The following is a 14,410-nucleotide window of genomic DNA, read 5'->3' on the forward strand; positions in this document are numbered from 1 at the left end:
GAATGAAACGGATTCTGGGCGCCGCTCTGGCGCTGGTTTTCCTTGGGGGTGTTTCAGCCTGCGGCCTGACGGGCCCCCTGCAACGTCCCGGCCCGCTGATCGGCAGCGGGAACCAGGCTGACCCTGCCGGCCTTCCGGACGGTGAGAGCAAGAACCTGCCGGACCTGCCTGAACGCCCAAGTGCTGAACCGGATGAGGAAGCTGAGGACGAACTGCTCGGCGGACCGGACTCCTGATGCGGGCGCGCCTCCTCCTCGCGATGGCGGCCGGCCTTGCTTTGGCGGCCTGTCAGACTCCGGTGGCAGGCGACCCGGTCGTCTCGCAGGCCGTGGCCGCCGAGCCCGATCCGCTCGATGTGGCCATTCCTGTCAGCGACAATCCATCCGAAGGGCTGACCCAGAATGACTGGGGTGGGGAAGTGCCGCAATCGAAGCCGGCGGGCGACGTCGATGACGGCGGCCTCGGCGATCTCGAGTAGGGTTCCGGAGACGGCATGCACCATTTCACCTATTCCGGCGGCCGCCTTCACTGCGAAGGCGTCAACCTTGATGACCTCGCGGTCGAGGTGGGCACGCCGTGCTATGTTTATTCCAGCGCAACGCTGGTGCGCCATGCGCGTGTGATCTCGAGCGCGTTCGAAGGCCAGCGCGTGCTGGTCGCCTATTCGGTGAAGGCCAATGGCAATCTCGCGGTGCTGGCCACCCTTGCGGGCGAAGGCTGCGGCGCGGATGTGGTCAGCGGAGGCGAACTGCTCCGGGCACGGAAGGCCGGAATTCCGGCCTCGCGAATCGTCTTCTCCGGCGTCGGAAAGACGGCGGCCGAGATGGCGCTGGGCCTTGAGCAAGGCATTCATCAGTTCAACGTGGAAAGCGCGGGCGAGCTGCGCCTCCTGTCCGAAGTCGCCTCGCGGCTTGGCAAGACGGCGCCGGTGGCCCTGCGCGTGAACCCCGACGTCGCGGCGGGCGGGCATCCCAACATCTCCACCGGAAAATCCGGCGACAAGTTCGGTGTGCCGTGGGGCGATGCGGAGGCATTATATGCTGAAGCCGCGCGTTTGCCGGGGATCAGCGCCGTCGGCGTGGACGTGCATATCGGCAGCCAGATCGGTGACCTTGCGCCAATGCGTGCGGCCTTCGAGAAGGTCGTCGGCCTCGCTCTGCGCCTGCGCGGGCAAGGGCATGACATTCGCCGCATTGACGTGGGTGGCGGGCTCGCCATTCCGTATAAAGAAGGTGACGCGCCGGCTACACCGTCCGCCTATGCCGCAATGATTGCCGAGGTGACCGGAAACCACGGATTCGAAGTGATCCTCGAGCCCGGCCGCGTGATTGCAGGCAATGCAGGTGTGCTGCTGACGACCGCGCTCTATGAGAAACAGGCGCCGGACCGCACCTTCCTGATCGTCGACGCGGGCATGAACGACCTGATCCGTCCGGCGCTCTATGGCGCGCATCACGATATCGTAACGCTGGTCGAGCCAGCGGCAGGGCGTCCGTACAAAACCTATGACGTGGTTGGGCCGATCTGTGAATCGACCGACAAGTTTGCCGCCGGGCGCGTGCTGCCTGAAGTGGCCCCCGGTGAACGGCTCGCCTTCATGTCTGCAGGCGCCTATGGCGCGGTGCTGTCCTCGTCCTACAACGCCCGCCCTCTGGTGCCGGAAGTTCTGGTTGATGGCGACCGGTACGAGATCGTCCGCAGGCGGCCGAGCTTTGAAGAAATGATGGGACTGGAGAAAGTGCCGGAGTGGCTTACGACGGTAGCCTGACCGAAATCGCGGCCAAGGTTGCCGCGACAAGGCGCCGTCTCAGGCTGCTGGCCCTGGCGCGCGCCTACTGGCCGGTCTTCGTCCTGGTCACCCTGTTCCTGTCGGCCGCGTTGGCCGGAGGTTTCGACCGCCTCGACAAGATCACGGCAGCGCTCGTGACGCCGGCTATCCTGCTGACCGCAGGAGTCTTTTTCTGGCGTGGGCGAAAACGCTATGTACGGCCCAGCGATGCGGACGCCGCGCGTATGCTGGAGGCGTCGTCCGAACTGAGGCCGGTAACCTCGCTAAAGGATCGGCCGGCGCACCCGTCGGCGGCGGCCGCCGGTCTCTGGGAAGCGCACCGGGCGCGGTTGATTGCCGAGCTCAAGAACCTCCGCCTGCCGCAGTTTGACGCTGAATGGCGCAGGCTCGATCCTTGGATGCTGCGCGCCGTTCTGCCCGCCGCCGTGATCGCATTTGCCGTGCTCGCAGGTGGCGACGGGCCGGGGCGCGTGATGCGCGCGCTGTTCCCGGACTACGGCGCGCTGGTCGGCGCCGACAAGATGATCGTCGAGGCCTGGGTGACGCCGCCCGAACACACCGGGCGGGCGCCGATCTTTCTGAAGCCGGGCAGCGAAGATATCCGTGTACCGAAGGGTTCGGAAGTGACGCTGCGTACCGAGGCGCCGTCTCCGCCGCGTCTCGTGATGAAGGGCGCGCGGGACAAGGATGCTCGTTTCGTTGCGACGCCTGATGGCGCATGGGAAGCCAAGGCGACGATTACGGGCGATACGCGGATACGGGTGAATTGGTGGGGCGAACGTGCGCGCTACAGCTTCAAGGTCTTGCCGGATGCCTTGCCTGGAATTGCTTTTGTCGGCCTGCCGGAACCGGGCTCGCAGGACCGTGTGAAGTTTGGCTGGAAGGCTCAGGATGATTACGGCATCGCGGCGGTCGAACTGGCGATCCGTCTTCGGGACCCTCATCCGGCCGCGCCGGACGCCGAGGACCGTGTGCCCGTGCCCATGCCGGGCGCGGCGGGCGCCAAGGCGGCGAGTGCGACGAACGAACTGGATCTGACGCGTCACCGATGGGCCGGGTTGCCGGTCGATCTGCAGTTGGTTGCACTGGACGGCGCAGGGCAGGAAGGGCGCAGCGAGAGCCTGCCTTACGTCCTGCCTGAGAAACTGTTCCTTGATCCGCTCGCGCGCGCGACGCAGGAAGCCCGCGTGACGGTGCTGCGCGAACCTCGTGGTTATGAGGAGATTCCTAAGAACGAGGAGTCGCTTCGCGACGGATCGGTCAACGTCGCGGCGACCGGACGGATGGGCGCGGCGCCGGAGGGTATCCGGCAGGCCGTACTGATGTTGGAATCGATCACCTACAAGGGTGAGCGGTTCTTTGACGATCTCGGTGTCTTCATGGGCCTCCAGATGGCCGAGAGCACGCTGGTGGCCGCCGGGTCGAAGGCGGAAGCCGAAGCCGTGGAGCCGCTGCTCTGGTCGATTGCGCTGAAGCTGGAATATGGCAGCGCGGCAGATGCGGCTCGGCGGCTTGAAGCGGCGCGGGCGGCGCTGGAGCGGGCGCTGAGGGATGGCGCCTCCGAAGAAGAGATCCGCAGGCTGATGGAAGCTTTCCGCGATGCGGCGAACGAGTATCTCGCGGCGAAGATGGCCGAGGCGATCGCCAACGGGATGGAAGCGCCTCAGTCCGGCGAGGATGGTCAGGCGGAGGCGGGCGGTCAGGGCCTTGGCGGACAGGACTTCGAAGACATGCTGAACGCGCTGCAGGATCTGACCGAGACGGGCGCCAGCGATCAGGCGCGCCAGCTGCTCTCCGACATCACGAACATGCTGGAGAATCTCGAGTTCCAGCAAGGTGGTCAGGGCCAGGATGGTCAGGGGATGCCGGGCGAACAGGCAGAAGGCGAGGAAAGCGACCTGCCGCCGGAGGAGCAGGAGTTGACCGATGCAATGCGGCGGCTATCGGAATTGCTGCGCGAACAGCGCCAACTGAACGACGACACACTGGCGCAGCAGCGCGGCGAGCAGCCGGGCGAACCGAACGGCCAGCCGCCGCCGGGCTCACCATACGGTGAGGGTGCCGATCAGGGCGGCGGCGGCCAGCAGGAAGGCGGCGGGATGGGGCGTGGCCAGCAACCGGGCGAGTCCGGAGCCGGCGCGGGCAGTGAAGGTGAAACGCAGCAGGGCGATCAGGGCGGCGGCCAACTGGGCGGTGGGACACTGGCCGAGCGTCAGGCAGAACTCGGCCGTCTGGTCGAAGAGTTTGCCCGCCGCAGCGGCGAAGCTGCGGGCGAGGGCGAAGGCAGCGGCGCCGCAAACATCGACCCGGATGCGCTGTCGGCCATTCGGGATGCGCAGCGCCGTGCCGAGCGCGCGCTCGAGGGCGGCAATGAAGGCCGCGCGATCCTCGAGCAGGAGCGCGCGACGCAGATGCTGTCCGAGCTGTCGCGCGGGCTTGCGGGCGAACTGGACGCCATGCGCGCGGAGCGCAGCGGCGAGCAGACCGGTGGGACCGACCCGATGGGTCGCTCGCTGATGGGTGCCGGCAATGACGGCGAAGGCGTGAACATTCCAGAGGAGGGTGAACGGCAGCGCGCCAAGGACATCCTTGACGAACTGCGCCGCCGGTACAACGAGGCCGATGACGAGGAAGAGCGCGAATACCTGCGACGCCTGCTCGATCGCTTCTGAGACGCTTGCCGGGGCGGGTTGTCCGTGGTCTCCTTTCTCGAAAGAAGACCGGGAGGAAAAGATGGCGCGCTGGGAATACACCAAGGGCCTCAAGGATATCGGCAACGGGCTCTATGCCTGGCTGCAGCCGGATGGCGGCTGGGGCTGGTCGAATGCCGGGCTGATCCGCGACGGTGAGGAAAGCCTGCTGGTAGATACGTTGTTCGACATGCACCTGACGCGCGAGATGCTCGCCGCTATGACGGATGCCACCGGGATCGGTGCGGGCCGGATCGGCACGATCGTCAACACCCATGCGAACGGCGACCATTGCCACGGCAACGGATGTTGTCCGCAGGCGGAGATCATCGCGAGCGAGGCGAGCGCGCGTGAAATGGCCGAAGTGCCGGCGGCAATGCTGGCGCAGTTCAAGAAAGCGGGCGCGCAACTGGGGCCGGCCGGCACCTACTTCGCGGACGTGTTCGCTCCGTTCGACTTCGACCATATCGATGAACGCCTGCCGACGCGCACCTTCTCCGGCGAGATGGCGCTTAAGGTCGGCGACAAGGATGTGCGCCTGATAGAAGTGGGCCCGGCGCATACGGGCGGCGATGTGCTGGTGCACGTTCCGAAGGACCGCGCGGTGTTCACAGGCGACATCCTGTTTATAGGTGGCACGCCGCTGATGTGGGCGGGGCCCGTCAGGAACTGGATCAGTGCGTGTGAAAGGATCATCGCGATGGATGTGGACGTGATCGTGCCCGGCCACGGCCCGGTCACCGACAAGGCCGGCGTGCAGCGGGTGGCAGATTATCTCGCGTTCGCGGACCGCGAGGCGCGCAAGCGCTTTGATGCGGGCCTCAGTGTGCGCGACGCCGCACATGACATCGCGCTGGGCGATTTCTCGGCCTGGGGCGATGCCGAGCGGATCGCAGTGAACGTGGACAGTCTGTACCGGGAGTACCGCGGCGACGGAAAGGTGACGCCGGTGATTGAGTTGTTCGCGCTGATGGCCGAAGTGCGCGCCCGTCAGCGCTCTAGTGCAGCTTGAGCTCTGGCCGCACGACCTGATTGACGTGGCCCATCACGATCATCCCGAGGCCGCGCAGTGAACCGTGAATGGCCATGAGGTGCATGCGGTAGAGCGAAATAGAGACAAACGGGGCGAGGCGGCCCTCGACCACCATGCGCCCGCAGATCAGGTTGCCCATCCGCGCCCCGCTGGCTTTCCAGCGACAGGCAGTTGTCCTTGACACCTTCGGCGCTGAAATCGTTCGAAGCCGAGCCGAGGACGAGGTAGTCGTAGCGGATACGGTGCTCGCCCATCAGTTCGGATCCGTCCGCATCCAGCAGCGGCGCGACGATGACCTGGCGGTTTTGCCGGTCAATGCCCTTCAGGGCGCCCTGGAAGTAGCGATAACCCCAGCGGTGGGCACGGGCGCCATGGCCAACCTCGTCGAGGTTGGCGCCGAGCGATCCGGCGGCCATCTCGTGCAGGAGCGGCTTCCAGATATGCGTGCGGTTGCGCGAGGAGGAGGATGACGAACTTCTCGCGGCCATACCTGGCGCCGTGGCGGGCCGCGAGTTGCAGCCCTCTGGCGCCGCCGGCGGCAACGACAATCTGGATCTTCAGCCCTCGTACGCGGGAAGGATATTGTCCGGTCCCGCCCGAAGGAAACAGCACCTGGTGTTCAGCGGTTTGCGCCCGGCACCCATTTCACATCATCCGCCCCGTCCTTGTTGGCGGCGCGGCCAGCGACGAACAGCCAGTCGGACAGGCGGTTGATGAAGGCGAGGGCGACCGGGTTGACCGGTTCGTCCTTCAGGGAGCCAAGGTGGGCCATCTCCCGCTCGGCTCGGCGGCAGAGGGTGCGCGCGACGTGCAACTGCGCCGCCAGAGGCGATCCGCCGGGCAGGATGAAGCTGTCGAGCGGCGGGATGACTGCGTTCATCGCGTCGATCTCCTGCTCCAGCCGGGTCACTTGGGTCTCGATGATCCGCAGCGGGGTCCATTCCAGAACCCGGCCCCGGTCTGGGGTGGCAAGGTCGGCGCCGAGGTCGAACAGGTCGTTCTGGATGCGGCGTATCCGCACGAGCATTTCGCCTTCCGCTTCCAGCGCCGCCACACCCAGGGCGGCGTTCAGTTCGTCCACCGTGCCGTAGGCGGTGACGCGGGGATGCCATTTCGGCACCACTTCGCCGGTGGAGAGGCGGGTTTCCCCCTTGTCCCCTGTGCGGGTGTAGATCTTGTCGAGACGGACCATAGTCTCAGCCTCCGAACTTGATGGCTCCGGCGACAATACCGATCAGGACGAGGAAGGCGATGGCCACAGCCTGAAAGATGACGCGCAGGCGCATCAGCTTGTTGGAGCGGCTGGCCTGATTGGCATCCTGCCGGGTCAGGTTGAAGATGCCGAACAGGAGGACAACCACGATGGCCGCAAGGGCGATGTAGAAGCCGAAGGTCAGGAAGCTTTGCATTGGGCGTCAGCCTTTTCGAGAGTGTTCGGCCGGGACCTTAGACCGAAGGACACCGCACGGCGCTGCTGCATCGGGTCGCGGCGCAGGGGCGGGATTAGTCTTCATTTTCGAGCCGTGCAGCGAGGGCTTCCACCCGTCCCGCCATGGTGATCAGGATTTCAACGGCGCGGGCATCGGTTTCTGGTCGGGCGGAGACGCCGCGCCGGGCACTATCCAGTTCGTCCAACAGCGATAGAGCGGTGATCAGCAGCAGGCGTTCGTCACCGATATCGCCCACCGCGCTTGCTATCTGGCCGACCCGGGCATCTAGCTGCTCGGCAAGCTTCTGGACCCGCTGTTCCTGTCCCGGCGCACAGGCGATGGAGAAATTGCGGCCCCGCAGCGAGATATCGGCCTTTGCCAAGAGGTCAGTCCTCCTTCCCAAGGGCGGCGCGGACTTCCTCAATGGCTGAACCAAGGGCAAGGCTCGCCTCATCGGCGAGGGCCTGCAGCTCCTGTTCGCGGGCAAGGGACTGATCGAGCGCTTCGGCGAGGTTGGCGCGGTCAGTGACCAGGGCCGCAATCTCGGCCCGCAAGGCGACCGGATTGCCGGCACGCAGCAGATGCGCCTCCAGCGCCACTTCAAGGCGCTTCAGGGCGGCATCGAGGCGTGCGGCGGCCGGATCGAGGTCGGTCATGACAATATTGGACTAGCGACAATGCAGCCGGGCGCCAAGCGCCTTGACGGTTCCGCGAGAGTCTGGCCTAGCACGAATCGCGAAAAACACCGGGAGATCAGCAGAATGGCTGTTACAAATCGCGACATGGCGAACGCCGTCCGTGCGCTGTCCATGGACGCTGTCGAAGCGGCCAAGTCCGGGCATGTCGGCCTGCCGCTGGGTATGGCCGATGCGGCCACTGTTCTCTTCCGGAAATTCCTGAAGTTTGACCCCAAAGACCCAGCCTGGCCGGACCGTGACCGGTTTGTTCTGTCGGCAGGTCATGGCTCGATGCTCATTTACTCCCTGCTGCATCTCACGGGATATGCGTCGGTCAGCCGCGACGACATCCGCAATTTCCGCCAGCTGGGCGCGAGCACGCCGGGCCACCCGGAGAACTTCGTGACCGCAGGCGTCGAGACAACGACCGGCCCGCTGGGGCAGGGCATCGCGACAGCTGTGGGCATGGCGATTGCTGAGCGCCACCTCAATGCGCGCTTCGGAAATGATCTTGTCGATCACCGTACCTGGGTTGTCGCCGGTGACGGCTGCCTCATGGAAGGTATCAGCCAGGAAGCCATCACGCTCGCCGGACACCTCAAGCTTAACAAGCTGATCGTGTTGTTCGACGACAACGCCGTAACCATCGACGGCTCGACCGACCTGTCGGATGCAACCGACCAGTGCGCGCGCTTCGAAGCCTCCGGCTGGATCTCGCGCCGAGTTGACGGTCATGACGAGAAAGACGTGACCGAGGCGCTCAAGTGGGCGACAAAGCAGAAGAAGCCGGTTTTCCTCGCGGTGAAGACGATCATCGGCTACGGCGCACCGAAACTGGCAGGTACCGGCAAGGCTCATGGCGGTCCCTATGGCGCGGAAGAGATCGCGGGCATACGCAAGGCGCTCGATTGGCCGCATGCGCCGTTCGAGGTTCCTGACGCCATCGAGAAGGCCTGGGCGAAAGCCGGTGAGCGGTCGCAGGGCGACCATGCGGCCTGGAAGAAGCGCCTGGCAGCAAGCCCCAAGAAGGGCGAGTTCAATGCCGCCATCGCGGGGCGCCTCCCGAAGAATCTCGGCAAGGCAATTGCCAAGCACAAGAAGGCCGTCGTCGATGGCGGCGCGTCCAAGGCGACGCGTGTGTGGAGCGGCGAAGCGCTGGAAGTGATCACGCACCTCGTGCCGGAAATGGTCGGCGGATCAGCTGATCTGACGGGTTCGAACAATACCAAGACCAGCCAGACCGCGCCGATGACGCCGAAAAGCTGGGACGGGCGCTATATCCACTACGGCGTGCGTGAGCATGCAATGGCCGCGGCGATGAACGGTATGGCGCTGCATGGCGGCGTGATTCCGTATTCCGGCACGTTCCTTGTTTTCGCCGACTACAGCCGCGCCGCCATCCGCATCGGTGCGCTGATGGGCCTGCGCGTGGTGCATGTGATGACGCACGATTCGATCGGCCTCGGCGAAGATGGTCCGACCCACCAGCCGGTAGAGCAGGTGGCTTCATTGCGTGCGATGCCGGAGATGCTGGTCTTCCGTCCTGCCGACGGCGTGGAGACGGCGGAGTGCTGGGAACTCGCGCTTGCGCGCCAGGACGGCCCGTCCACGATGGCGCTGACCCGCCAGAACGTGGCGCCCGCCAGAAAGACGCATACGGAGGAAAACCTCTCTGCGAAGGGCGCCTATGTGCTCTCGCCCGCCTCGGGCAAGGAGCGCGGTGTGCTGATCGCGACAGGTTCGGAAGTGGAGATCGCCCTCAAGGCGCAGGCCATCCTCGCAGGGGCCGGCATCGGCGTGCGCGTCGTCTCGATGCCGTCGATGGAGCTGTTCGGCCAGCAGGACGCGGCCTACCGCGAAGAGACGTTGGGCAAGGGCTTGCCGAAAGTGGCGGTCGAGGCCGGCGTCCGCTTTGGCTGGGACCGGTGGATTGGCGCGGATGGCGGCTTCGTCGGTATGGACAGCTTTGGCGCCAGCGCGCCCTACCAGCAACTTTACCAGCATTTCGGCATCACGGCGGAAGCCGTAGTCGAGGCGCTGAAGGCGCGGATTTGACGGGAGGCGTACAATGCCGCTGAGTTACGAGAACGTCTTTTCTCTGATCAATTTGGCGGTATTGCCTGCCTGGCTGCTGCTTGCCCTGCTGCCGAAATCCGGGGTGACCCGCACGGTCGTCCATTCCGGGCTCTACCCTCTGCTGCTCGGAGTATTCTACACAGTTACGCTCGTGATGGGCTTTGCCTTTGGTTACGGCGCGGAGGCAGGCAGCTTCAACTCGGCGGCAGGCGTCTCGCAGGTCTTTTCTCACCCGCACGGCATCCTCATCGGCTGGAGCCACTATCTCGTATTTGACCTCTTCGTTGGCGCGTGGATCGCGCGCGATGCGCAGCGTCGTGGCTTCCCCCACCTCGTGCTCGTGCCTTGCCTGTTCTTCACGCTGATGCTCGGGCCAGTCGGTCTGCTGATGTATTTCCTGCTCCGCCTTGCCTTGCGCAAGGGGGGGTGGAGCCTGGTTGAAACGCCGACCTAGTTCCGGATTGCGGCGTCAGTCGCCGATATAGTTTGCACGCGGACGGATTGTAGCGCCGCTGGCCTGCTGCTCCATGGCGTGCGCAATCCAGCCCGCCATACGGCCACTGGCGAAGATGAGGAACGGCGCGTCCTCCGGTAGGCCGAGTTCCACTGTGACTGCCGCAAGCGCCATGTCGATGTTCGCTGCCTCGCCTGCCGCCTCTTCTGCAGCCGCGACCGCGCGGCGTAGCGGAGATGATGGTTTCATCCAGCGCAGAAGCGCTGCCGCGCGCGGATCGCCGGCGGGATAGAGCGCATGGCCCATGGCGGGCGGTCGCTCTCCGCGTGCGGCAAGGGCGGCGAGCGCTCCGGCCGGGCCGGCGTCCCCGGATGCGCGAAGATAGGCCAGCGCGCGGGCGGAGGCCTCGCCATGCAGCGGCCCTGTAAGCGTCGCGCAGCCGGCCAGCGCGCACGCAGCCAGCGGCGCGCCAGTGGACGCCGCCACCCGCGCGGCGAAGGTCGACGGGTTCAGTTCATGGTCAGCCACCAGCACGAGCGCGCGGCGCAGGAGATCCGTGCCGCCAGGCGAAAGACGCCAGTGACGGCCAAGACGCTGGTGGAAGAAGCCGCGTCCCCCGGACGCCGTGACGGCGGAGCAGAAGCCGGACAGAAGCTCGCAGCCCTCGGCGCCGAGGGCCTGCGGGCTACGGCCGAAGCTCGGCGCATCTTCTGAGGCGCGTTCGGCAAGCCAGGCGAGAGCGCGTGCCTTGCCAGTGGGACCAGCGCGCGGCGCGGGCGCTGCGCGCAGCGGCGGCAACGGGCCGGCGTTCCAGAGCAGCGCGGCGGTCTCCTCCAGCGTGGCGTCCGCCGCCAGGCGCAGGGCGTCCCACCCACGATAAACCAGCCGACCTTCGCATACAGTGGTGATGGCCGTCTCCATCACCGGGTCGCCCCAGGAGATGGCGGCATGGGCGATGGCGCTGCGGCCCCGCCCGCTGCGCCGACGCTTCACGAGCGCGGCAATGTCGGCGGCGGAATAGAGGCTCGCCCGCGGATCATCCGTGTCCGGCTTTGAGGCGACGAGGCCCCGGCTGACATAAGCGTAGAGGGTCTGCGGCTTCACGCCGAGGTGTTCCAGGGCAGCTCTGCGCGAGATCCACAACATATATTGATTATATTGATCAAGATTGACGATGGGAAGACCCGGCGCGACATCTCTGCGAGTAACATGAAGGAGACAGGCATGGATTCCGGGCTTGAGAATGTTGTCGCGGCTGAGACCATCCTTTCGGATGTCGACGGCCTGAACGGGCGCCTCGTCATTCGCGGCTGGCCGGTGGAGACGCTGGCGGCCTCGATGGCATTCGAAGATGCGGCGCATCTGCTTTGGCAGGATCTGTTTGCCGATCTGCCTGATGTGCCGGCTCTGGGCGCGCAGCTGGGCGCCGCGCGTGTCGCTGTTGCCGCGCGCCTCAAGGACATACCGGACGGGCTGGACGTGATCTCCGGGCTACGCGTTGGCTGGTCTCTCCTGCCGGATGAGGAAACACTGGACTCAGCCGTTTTGCTTGCCGCCGCCGCACCGGTACTGACTGCCGCCGCGATACGTCGCGGCCGGGGCCTCGCGCCCGTAGCGCCGGACGCCGACATCTCCCAATCCGCCGACTTTCTCCGTATGCTGACGGGCGATATGCCGGATCCGGCGGCGGCGAGAGCGCTGGATGCCTACCTCGTCACGGTGTGCGACCATGGCCTCAACGCCTCGACCTTTGCGGCGCGGGTCGTCGCATCGACACGGGCGGGGCTTGTCTCGGCAGCAGTGGCCGGGCTGTCCGCACTAAAGGGGCCGCTGCATGGCGGCGCGCCAGGCCCGGTGCTCGATATGGTTGATGCCATCGGCGCGCCGGAAAATGCGGAAGACTGGATCGACGGCGCGCTGTCGCGCGGTGACCGGTTGATGGGTTTCGGCCACCGCGTCTACCGGGTGCGCGATCCGCGCGCCGATGCACTCAAGGCGGCGGTGGCGCGCCTGCCGGGCACAGCGGGACGGATTGCCTTTGCCGAACATGTCGAGCGCGCTGTGCTGGGGCGGCTCGCGCAGAAATACCCGCAACGCCGGCTGGAGACGAATGTGGAATTCTACACGGCGCTGCTGCTCGAAGCGCTCGGCCTCCCGCGCGAAGCCTTCACGCCCGTCTTTGCCTGTGGGCGTATTCTCGGATGGACGGCGCATGCGCGCGAGCAGATCGGGGAAGGCCGCCTTGTTCGACCGCGCTCGGTCTATCGCGGGCCGGTGCCGGTGGCGGCCTGACACCTAGCCCTTGGCGGGCTTGAACAGGTCCAGCTGGTTTGGATCAACCGACTTGCGGCGCTTCGTCTTTGTACGCCCGCGGCGGAAGTAGAGGTCGTCGGTATGGTCGCCGCCGGTTTCGCTGGGAGGGGTTGCCGGCTCTGCCAGCACAGGCGGCGCCAGCTTGGGCCGGGGAGGGGTTTTCGGATCGGCGATCAGCCACCAGCTGACGGCAATCACGACATGGCCGGAGGTATCCTCATAATGCTGGATGTGCCCGGCAGCCCCATCCGCGCCTTGCGAGGACAGCAGCGCCCGTGCCTGGTCTTCCGGCAGATGCAGCCAGCCGGTTTCCAGCCCCTCGACCCGGAAGCCGGGCGAAAGGCTTACAGCTTCGCTCTGCGTCCGCGCCGTGCGGACGCCGGGCGCAATCGCCTCTTCGAGGCTGCGGGCAATGGGATAGGCAAGGCTCATGGCAGGGGCGAGGTAAGCCCGTCATCGCCCGGCGTCCAGCCCGTATCTCCCACACGGGTCAGGCGCGCGGCGGCCAGCCGGGCAAAACGCAGCGATACGGCCTTGCGGCGGGCCGGCACCAGACGCGCCTCGGGCGCGTTTCGGATCACCGCGCCGTAGAATGCGTCCGCGACAATCAGCCCGGCTTCTTCAGGAATCAGTTCCTGCGGAAAATCGTCGGCCACCGCGAAGCTCAGCCGGTCGCAGAAGTCCATGTATTCGCGCCATTTATGGTCCGACTTGAAGTCCTGGATGCTCGACTTGACCTCGATCATCCAGATCTCTCCGCCGGGGCCGATGGCCGCGATGTCTGCCCGCCGGTTGTTGGCCAGCGGCATCTCGGTCACGCCATAAAAACCAAGGTCAGCCATCAGGCGCAGCGTGCCCCGGCAGATCTCCGCGGCGCGCCGGGGCAGCAGCTCTTCGGGCGCTGGGTTTTTCATGGCGCAGGTTCGTTCCGTTTGTGTTCCTGTGCGAGTTAGGCTCCTCTCGCGCAAAGCGTCAAGCCGGAGCTGATCCAGTTGGCCGTGTGCTGCGTAGAGGCACCGACACAGCACCGGACGCTGGGTCTGCAAGAGGCAGGACACGATGGCCAGCGCTTACGAGACCAACAACAGTTCCGATCGCCAATTCGTGCGCACGGCAATGAAGGTCGCACTTCTGGAGCCAGCCCACGAGGCGCACCTTGCCCGCCGTTGGCGCGAGCAGGACGACGAGGCCGCGCTGCATGAGCTGACCACGGCCTACATGCGCCTGGTTATCGCGATGGCGGCCAAGTTCCGTCATTACGGCCTGCCGATGGCCGACCTGGTCTCCGAGGGCAATGTCGGCCTGATGCAAGCCGCCGCCCGGTTCGAGCCGGAGCGCGAAGTGCGCTTTTCAACCTATGCCAGCTGGTGGATCCGCTCCTCGATCCAGGACTATGTGCTTCGCAACTGGTCGATCGTCCGCACCGGTACGACGTCCGCACAGAAATCCCTGTTCTTCAACCTGCGCCGCCTACGTGCCCGCATTGCCGATACTGGCGAGGGGGTGATGACGGCGGAAAACCGCGAATGGGTTGCCCAGCATCTCGGCGTGCCTGTTCGCGATGTCGAAACGATGGCCTCGCGCCTCTCCGGCGCCGACCGTTCGCTCAATGCGCCGCTGTCGGTCGACGGGGACGGCGAATGGCAGGACATGATCGCCGATGAGGCCGACATCCCTGAACAGGCGGTGATGGCCGAGCATGACAGCGCCAAGCGGCGGGTCTGGGTCGCCCAGGCACTGAAGGTGCTGAACCCCCGCGAGTTGCACATCATCTCGAAGCGCCGGCTTGCAGAAGAGGCGATGACCCTGGAAGCGCTCGGCGAGGAACTCGGCGTCTCCAAGGAGCGTGTACGTCAGATCGAGCATCACGCGCTGTCCAAACTGCGCAAGGAACTTGAGCGCATTGTTGGCGATCCGGCGAGTTCGGGCCTGCTTCCGGAAGCCTGAC

Annotated in this window: 18 protein-coding genes; 10 read left to right on the plus strand and 8 right to left on the minus strand. The window is 65.9% G+C overall.

The features are described from left to right. Nucleotides 1-2: 2 nt before the first annotated feature. From Q0C17_RS02830 to Q0C17_RS02850, 5 genes are all read left to right on the plus strand, one after another. Nucleotides 3-236, plus strand: a complete 234-nt coding sequence (locus tag Q0C17_RS02830; protein ID WP_291200988.1) for a lipoprotein — start codon at nt 3-5, stop codon at nt 234-236. Beyond that, on the plus strand, nt 236-478 hold the full coding sequence (locus Q0C17_RS02835; protein ID WP_291200991.1) for a hypothetical protein: 243 nt from the start codon (nt 236-238) through the stop codon (nt 476-478). Before Q0C17_RS02830 ends, Q0C17_RS02835 begins: the two co-directional genes overlap by 1 nt. A gap of 15 nt (nt 479-493) precedes the next feature. Further along, complete coding sequence (gene lysA / locus Q0C17_RS02840; protein WP_291200994.1) at nt 494-1,768, plus strand: diaminopimelate decarboxylase; 1,275 nt, start codon at nt 494-496, stop codon at nt 1,766-1,768. Then, nucleotides 1,747-4,461, plus strand: a complete 2,715-nt coding sequence (locus tag Q0C17_RS02845) for a DUF4175 family protein (RefSeq protein ID WP_291200997.1) — start codon at nt 1,747-1,749, stop codon at nt 4,459-4,461. Before lysA ends, Q0C17_RS02845 begins: the two co-directional genes overlap by 22 nt. A 61-nt stretch (nt 4,462-4,522) precedes the next feature. Continuing rightward, complete coding sequence (locus Q0C17_RS02850) at nt 4,523-5,491, plus strand: MBL fold metallo-hydrolase (protein WP_291201000.1); 969 nt, start codon at nt 4,523-4,525, stop codon at nt 5,489-5,491. On the opposite strand, the gene Q0C17_RS02855 is transcribed toward Q0C17_RS02850, so the two are convergent. Then, nucleotides 5,478-5,651, minus strand: coding sequence for a hypothetical protein (locus Q0C17_RS02855; protein ID WP_291201003.1), 174 nt, complete (start codon nt 5,649-5,651; stop codon nt 5,478-5,480). The genes Q0C17_RS02850 and Q0C17_RS02855 overlap by 14 nt on opposite strands. Here Q0C17_RS02855 and Q0C17_RS02860 point away from each other — a divergent pair. Further along, nucleotides 5,644-5,982 (plus strand): hypothetical protein, encoded by a 339-nt coding sequence (locus Q0C17_RS02860; protein ID WP_291201006.1) that lies wholly within the window; start codon nt 5,644-5,646, stop codon nt 5,980-5,982. The genes Q0C17_RS02855 and Q0C17_RS02860 overlap by 8 nt on opposite strands. A gap of 149 nt (nt 5,983-6,131) precedes the next feature. On the opposite strand, the gene Q0C17_RS02865 is transcribed toward Q0C17_RS02860, so the two are convergent. The 4 genes from Q0C17_RS02865 to Q0C17_RS02880 form a co-directional block, all read right to left on the minus strand. Next, nucleotides 6,132-6,704, minus strand: coding sequence for a cob(I)yrinic acid a,c-diamide adenosyltransferase (locus Q0C17_RS02865; RefSeq protein ID WP_291201009.1), 573 nt, complete (start codon nt 6,702-6,704; stop codon nt 6,132-6,134). Between the two features lie 4 nt (nt 6,705-6,708). Beyond that, a complete protein-coding gene (locus Q0C17_RS02870; RefSeq protein WP_291201011.1) occupies nt 6,709-6,921 on the minus strand; it encodes a twin transmembrane helix small protein in 213 nt (70 codons plus the stop codon). 94 nt (nt 6,922-7,015) lie between these two features. Beyond that, nucleotides 7,016-7,324, minus strand: coding sequence for a cell division protein ZapA (gene zapA / locus Q0C17_RS02875; RefSeq protein WP_291201013.1), 309 nt, complete (start codon nt 7,322-7,324; stop codon nt 7,016-7,018). A 4-nt stretch (nt 7,325-7,328) separates the two neighbouring features. Further along, nucleotides 7,329-7,598 carry a DUF4164 family protein gene (locus tag Q0C17_RS02880; RefSeq protein ID WP_291201015.1) on the minus strand — a complete coding sequence of 90 codons (270 nt, stop codon included), beginning with the start codon at nt 7,596-7,598 and terminating at the stop codon, nt 7,329-7,331. Between the two features lie 105 nt (nt 7,599-7,703). Here Q0C17_RS02880 and tkt point away from each other — a divergent pair, with 105 nt between their 5' ends. Both tkt and Q0C17_RS02890 read left to right on the plus strand, forming a co-directional pair. Beyond that, complete coding sequence (gene tkt / locus Q0C17_RS02885; RefSeq protein WP_291201017.1) at nt 7,704-9,674, plus strand: transketolase; 1,971 nt, start codon at nt 7,704-7,706, stop codon at nt 9,672-9,674. 13 nt (nt 9,675-9,687) lie between these two features. Beyond that, nucleotides 9,688-10,149: an ABA4-like family protein gene (locus tag Q0C17_RS02890; protein ID WP_291201019.1), complete on the plus strand. Its 462-nt coding sequence runs from the start codon at nt 9,688-9,690 to the stop codon at nt 10,147-10,149. 15 nt (nt 10,150-10,164) lie between these two features. On the opposite strand, the gene Q0C17_RS02895 is transcribed toward Q0C17_RS02890, so the two are convergent. Further along, complete coding sequence (locus tag Q0C17_RS02895; RefSeq protein WP_291201021.1) at nt 10,165-11,295, minus strand: citrate/2-methylcitrate synthase; 1,131 nt, start codon at nt 11,293-11,295, stop codon at nt 10,165-10,167. Between the two features lie 78 nt (nt 11,296-11,373). Here Q0C17_RS02895 and Q0C17_RS02900 point away from each other — a divergent pair, with 78 nt between their 5' ends. Beyond that, the gene (locus tag Q0C17_RS02900; RefSeq protein WP_291201023.1) at nt 11,374-12,441 is read left to right on the plus strand and encodes a citrate synthase/methylcitrate synthase; all 1,068 of its coding nucleotides are present in this window, start codon (nt 11,374-11,376) and stop codon (nt 12,439-12,441) included. Between the two features lie 3 nt (nt 12,442-12,444). Here the strand turns inward: Q0C17_RS02900 and Q0C17_RS02905 are convergent, their stop codons facing one another. Then, a complete protein-coding gene (locus Q0C17_RS02905) occupies nt 12,445-12,894 on the minus strand; it encodes a hypothetical protein (protein WP_291201025.1) in 450 nt (149 codons plus the stop codon). Continuing rightward, entirely contained in the window at nt 12,891-13,376 is a 486-nt protein-coding gene (locus Q0C17_RS02910) for an MmcB family DNA repair protein (protein WP_291201027.1), read from the minus strand. The genes Q0C17_RS02905 and Q0C17_RS02910 overlap by 4 nt, the downstream gene beginning before the upstream one ends. Nucleotides 13,377-13,521: 145 nt before the next feature. Between Q0C17_RS02910 and Q0C17_RS02915 the strand changes: the two genes are divergently transcribed. Further along, the gene (locus Q0C17_RS02915; protein ID WP_291201029.1) at nt 13,522-14,409 is read left to right on the plus strand and encodes an RNA polymerase factor sigma-32; all 888 of its coding nucleotides are present in this window, start codon (nt 13,522-13,524) and stop codon (nt 14,407-14,409) included. The last annotated feature ends 1 nt before the right edge of the window (nt 14,410 follow it).

The organism is Hyphomonas sp. (assembly GCF_022844445.1).
In the GTDB taxonomy this organism is placed as follows: Bacteria; Pseudomonadota; Alphaproteobacteria; order Caulobacterales; family Hyphomonadaceae; genus Hyphomonas.

Coding starts and splice junctions, on each gene's coding strand:
- Q0C17_RS02830 (WP_291200988.1), top strand. CDS start 3: ATGAAACGGATTCTGGGCGCCGCTCTGGCGCTGGTTTTCCTTGGGGGT.
- Q0C17_RS02835 (WP_291200991.1), top strand. CDS start 236: ATGCGGGCGCGCCTCCTCCTCGCGATGGCGGCCGGCCTTGCTTTGGCG.
- lysA (WP_291200994.1), top strand. CDS start 494: ATGCACCATTTCACCTATTCCGGCGGCCGCCTTCACTGCGAAGGCGTC.
- Q0C17_RS02850 (WP_291201000.1), top strand. CDS start 4,523: ATGGCGCGCTGGGAATACACCAAGGGCCTCAAGGATATCGGCAACGGG.
- Q0C17_RS02855 (WP_291201003.1), bottom strand. CDS start 5,651: ATGGGCAACCTGATCTGCGGGCGCATGGTGGTCGAGGGCCGCCTCGCC.
- Q0C17_RS02865 (WP_291201009.1), bottom strand. CDS start 6,704: ATGGTCCGTCTCGACAAGATCTACACCCGCACAGGGGACAAGGGGGAA.
- Q0C17_RS02870 (WP_291201011.1), bottom strand. CDS start 6,921: ATGCAAAGCTTCCTGACCTTCGGCTTCTACATCGCCCTTGCGGCCATC.
- Q0C17_RS02880 (WP_291201015.1), bottom strand. CDS start 7,598: ATGACCGACCTCGATCCGGCCGCCGCACGCCTCGATGCCGCCCTGAAG.
- tkt (WP_291201017.1), top strand. CDS start 7,704: ATGGCTGTTACAAATCGCGACATGGCGAACGCCGTCCGTGCGCTGTCC.
- Q0C17_RS02890 (WP_291201019.1), top strand. CDS start 9,688: ATGCCGCTGAGTTACGAGAACGTCTTTTCTCTGATCAATTTGGCGGTA.
- Q0C17_RS02895 (WP_291201021.1), bottom strand. CDS start 11,295: ATGTTGTGGATCTCGCGCAGAGCTGCCCTGGAACACCTCGGCGTGAAG.
- Q0C17_RS02900 (WP_291201023.1), top strand. CDS start 11,374: ATGGATTCCGGGCTTGAGAATGTTGTCGCGGCTGAGACCATCCTTTCG.
- Q0C17_RS02905 (WP_291201025.1), bottom strand. CDS start 12,894: ATGAGCCTTGCCTATCCCATTGCCCGCAGCCTCGAAGAGGCGATTGCG.
- Q0C17_RS02910 (WP_291201027.1), bottom strand. CDS start 13,376: ATGAAAAACCCAGCGCCCGAAGAGCTGCTGCCCCGGCGCGCCGCGGAG.
- Q0C17_RS02915 (WP_291201029.1), top strand. CDS start 13,522: ATGGCCAGCGCTTACGAGACCAACAACAGTTCCGATCGCCAATTCGTG.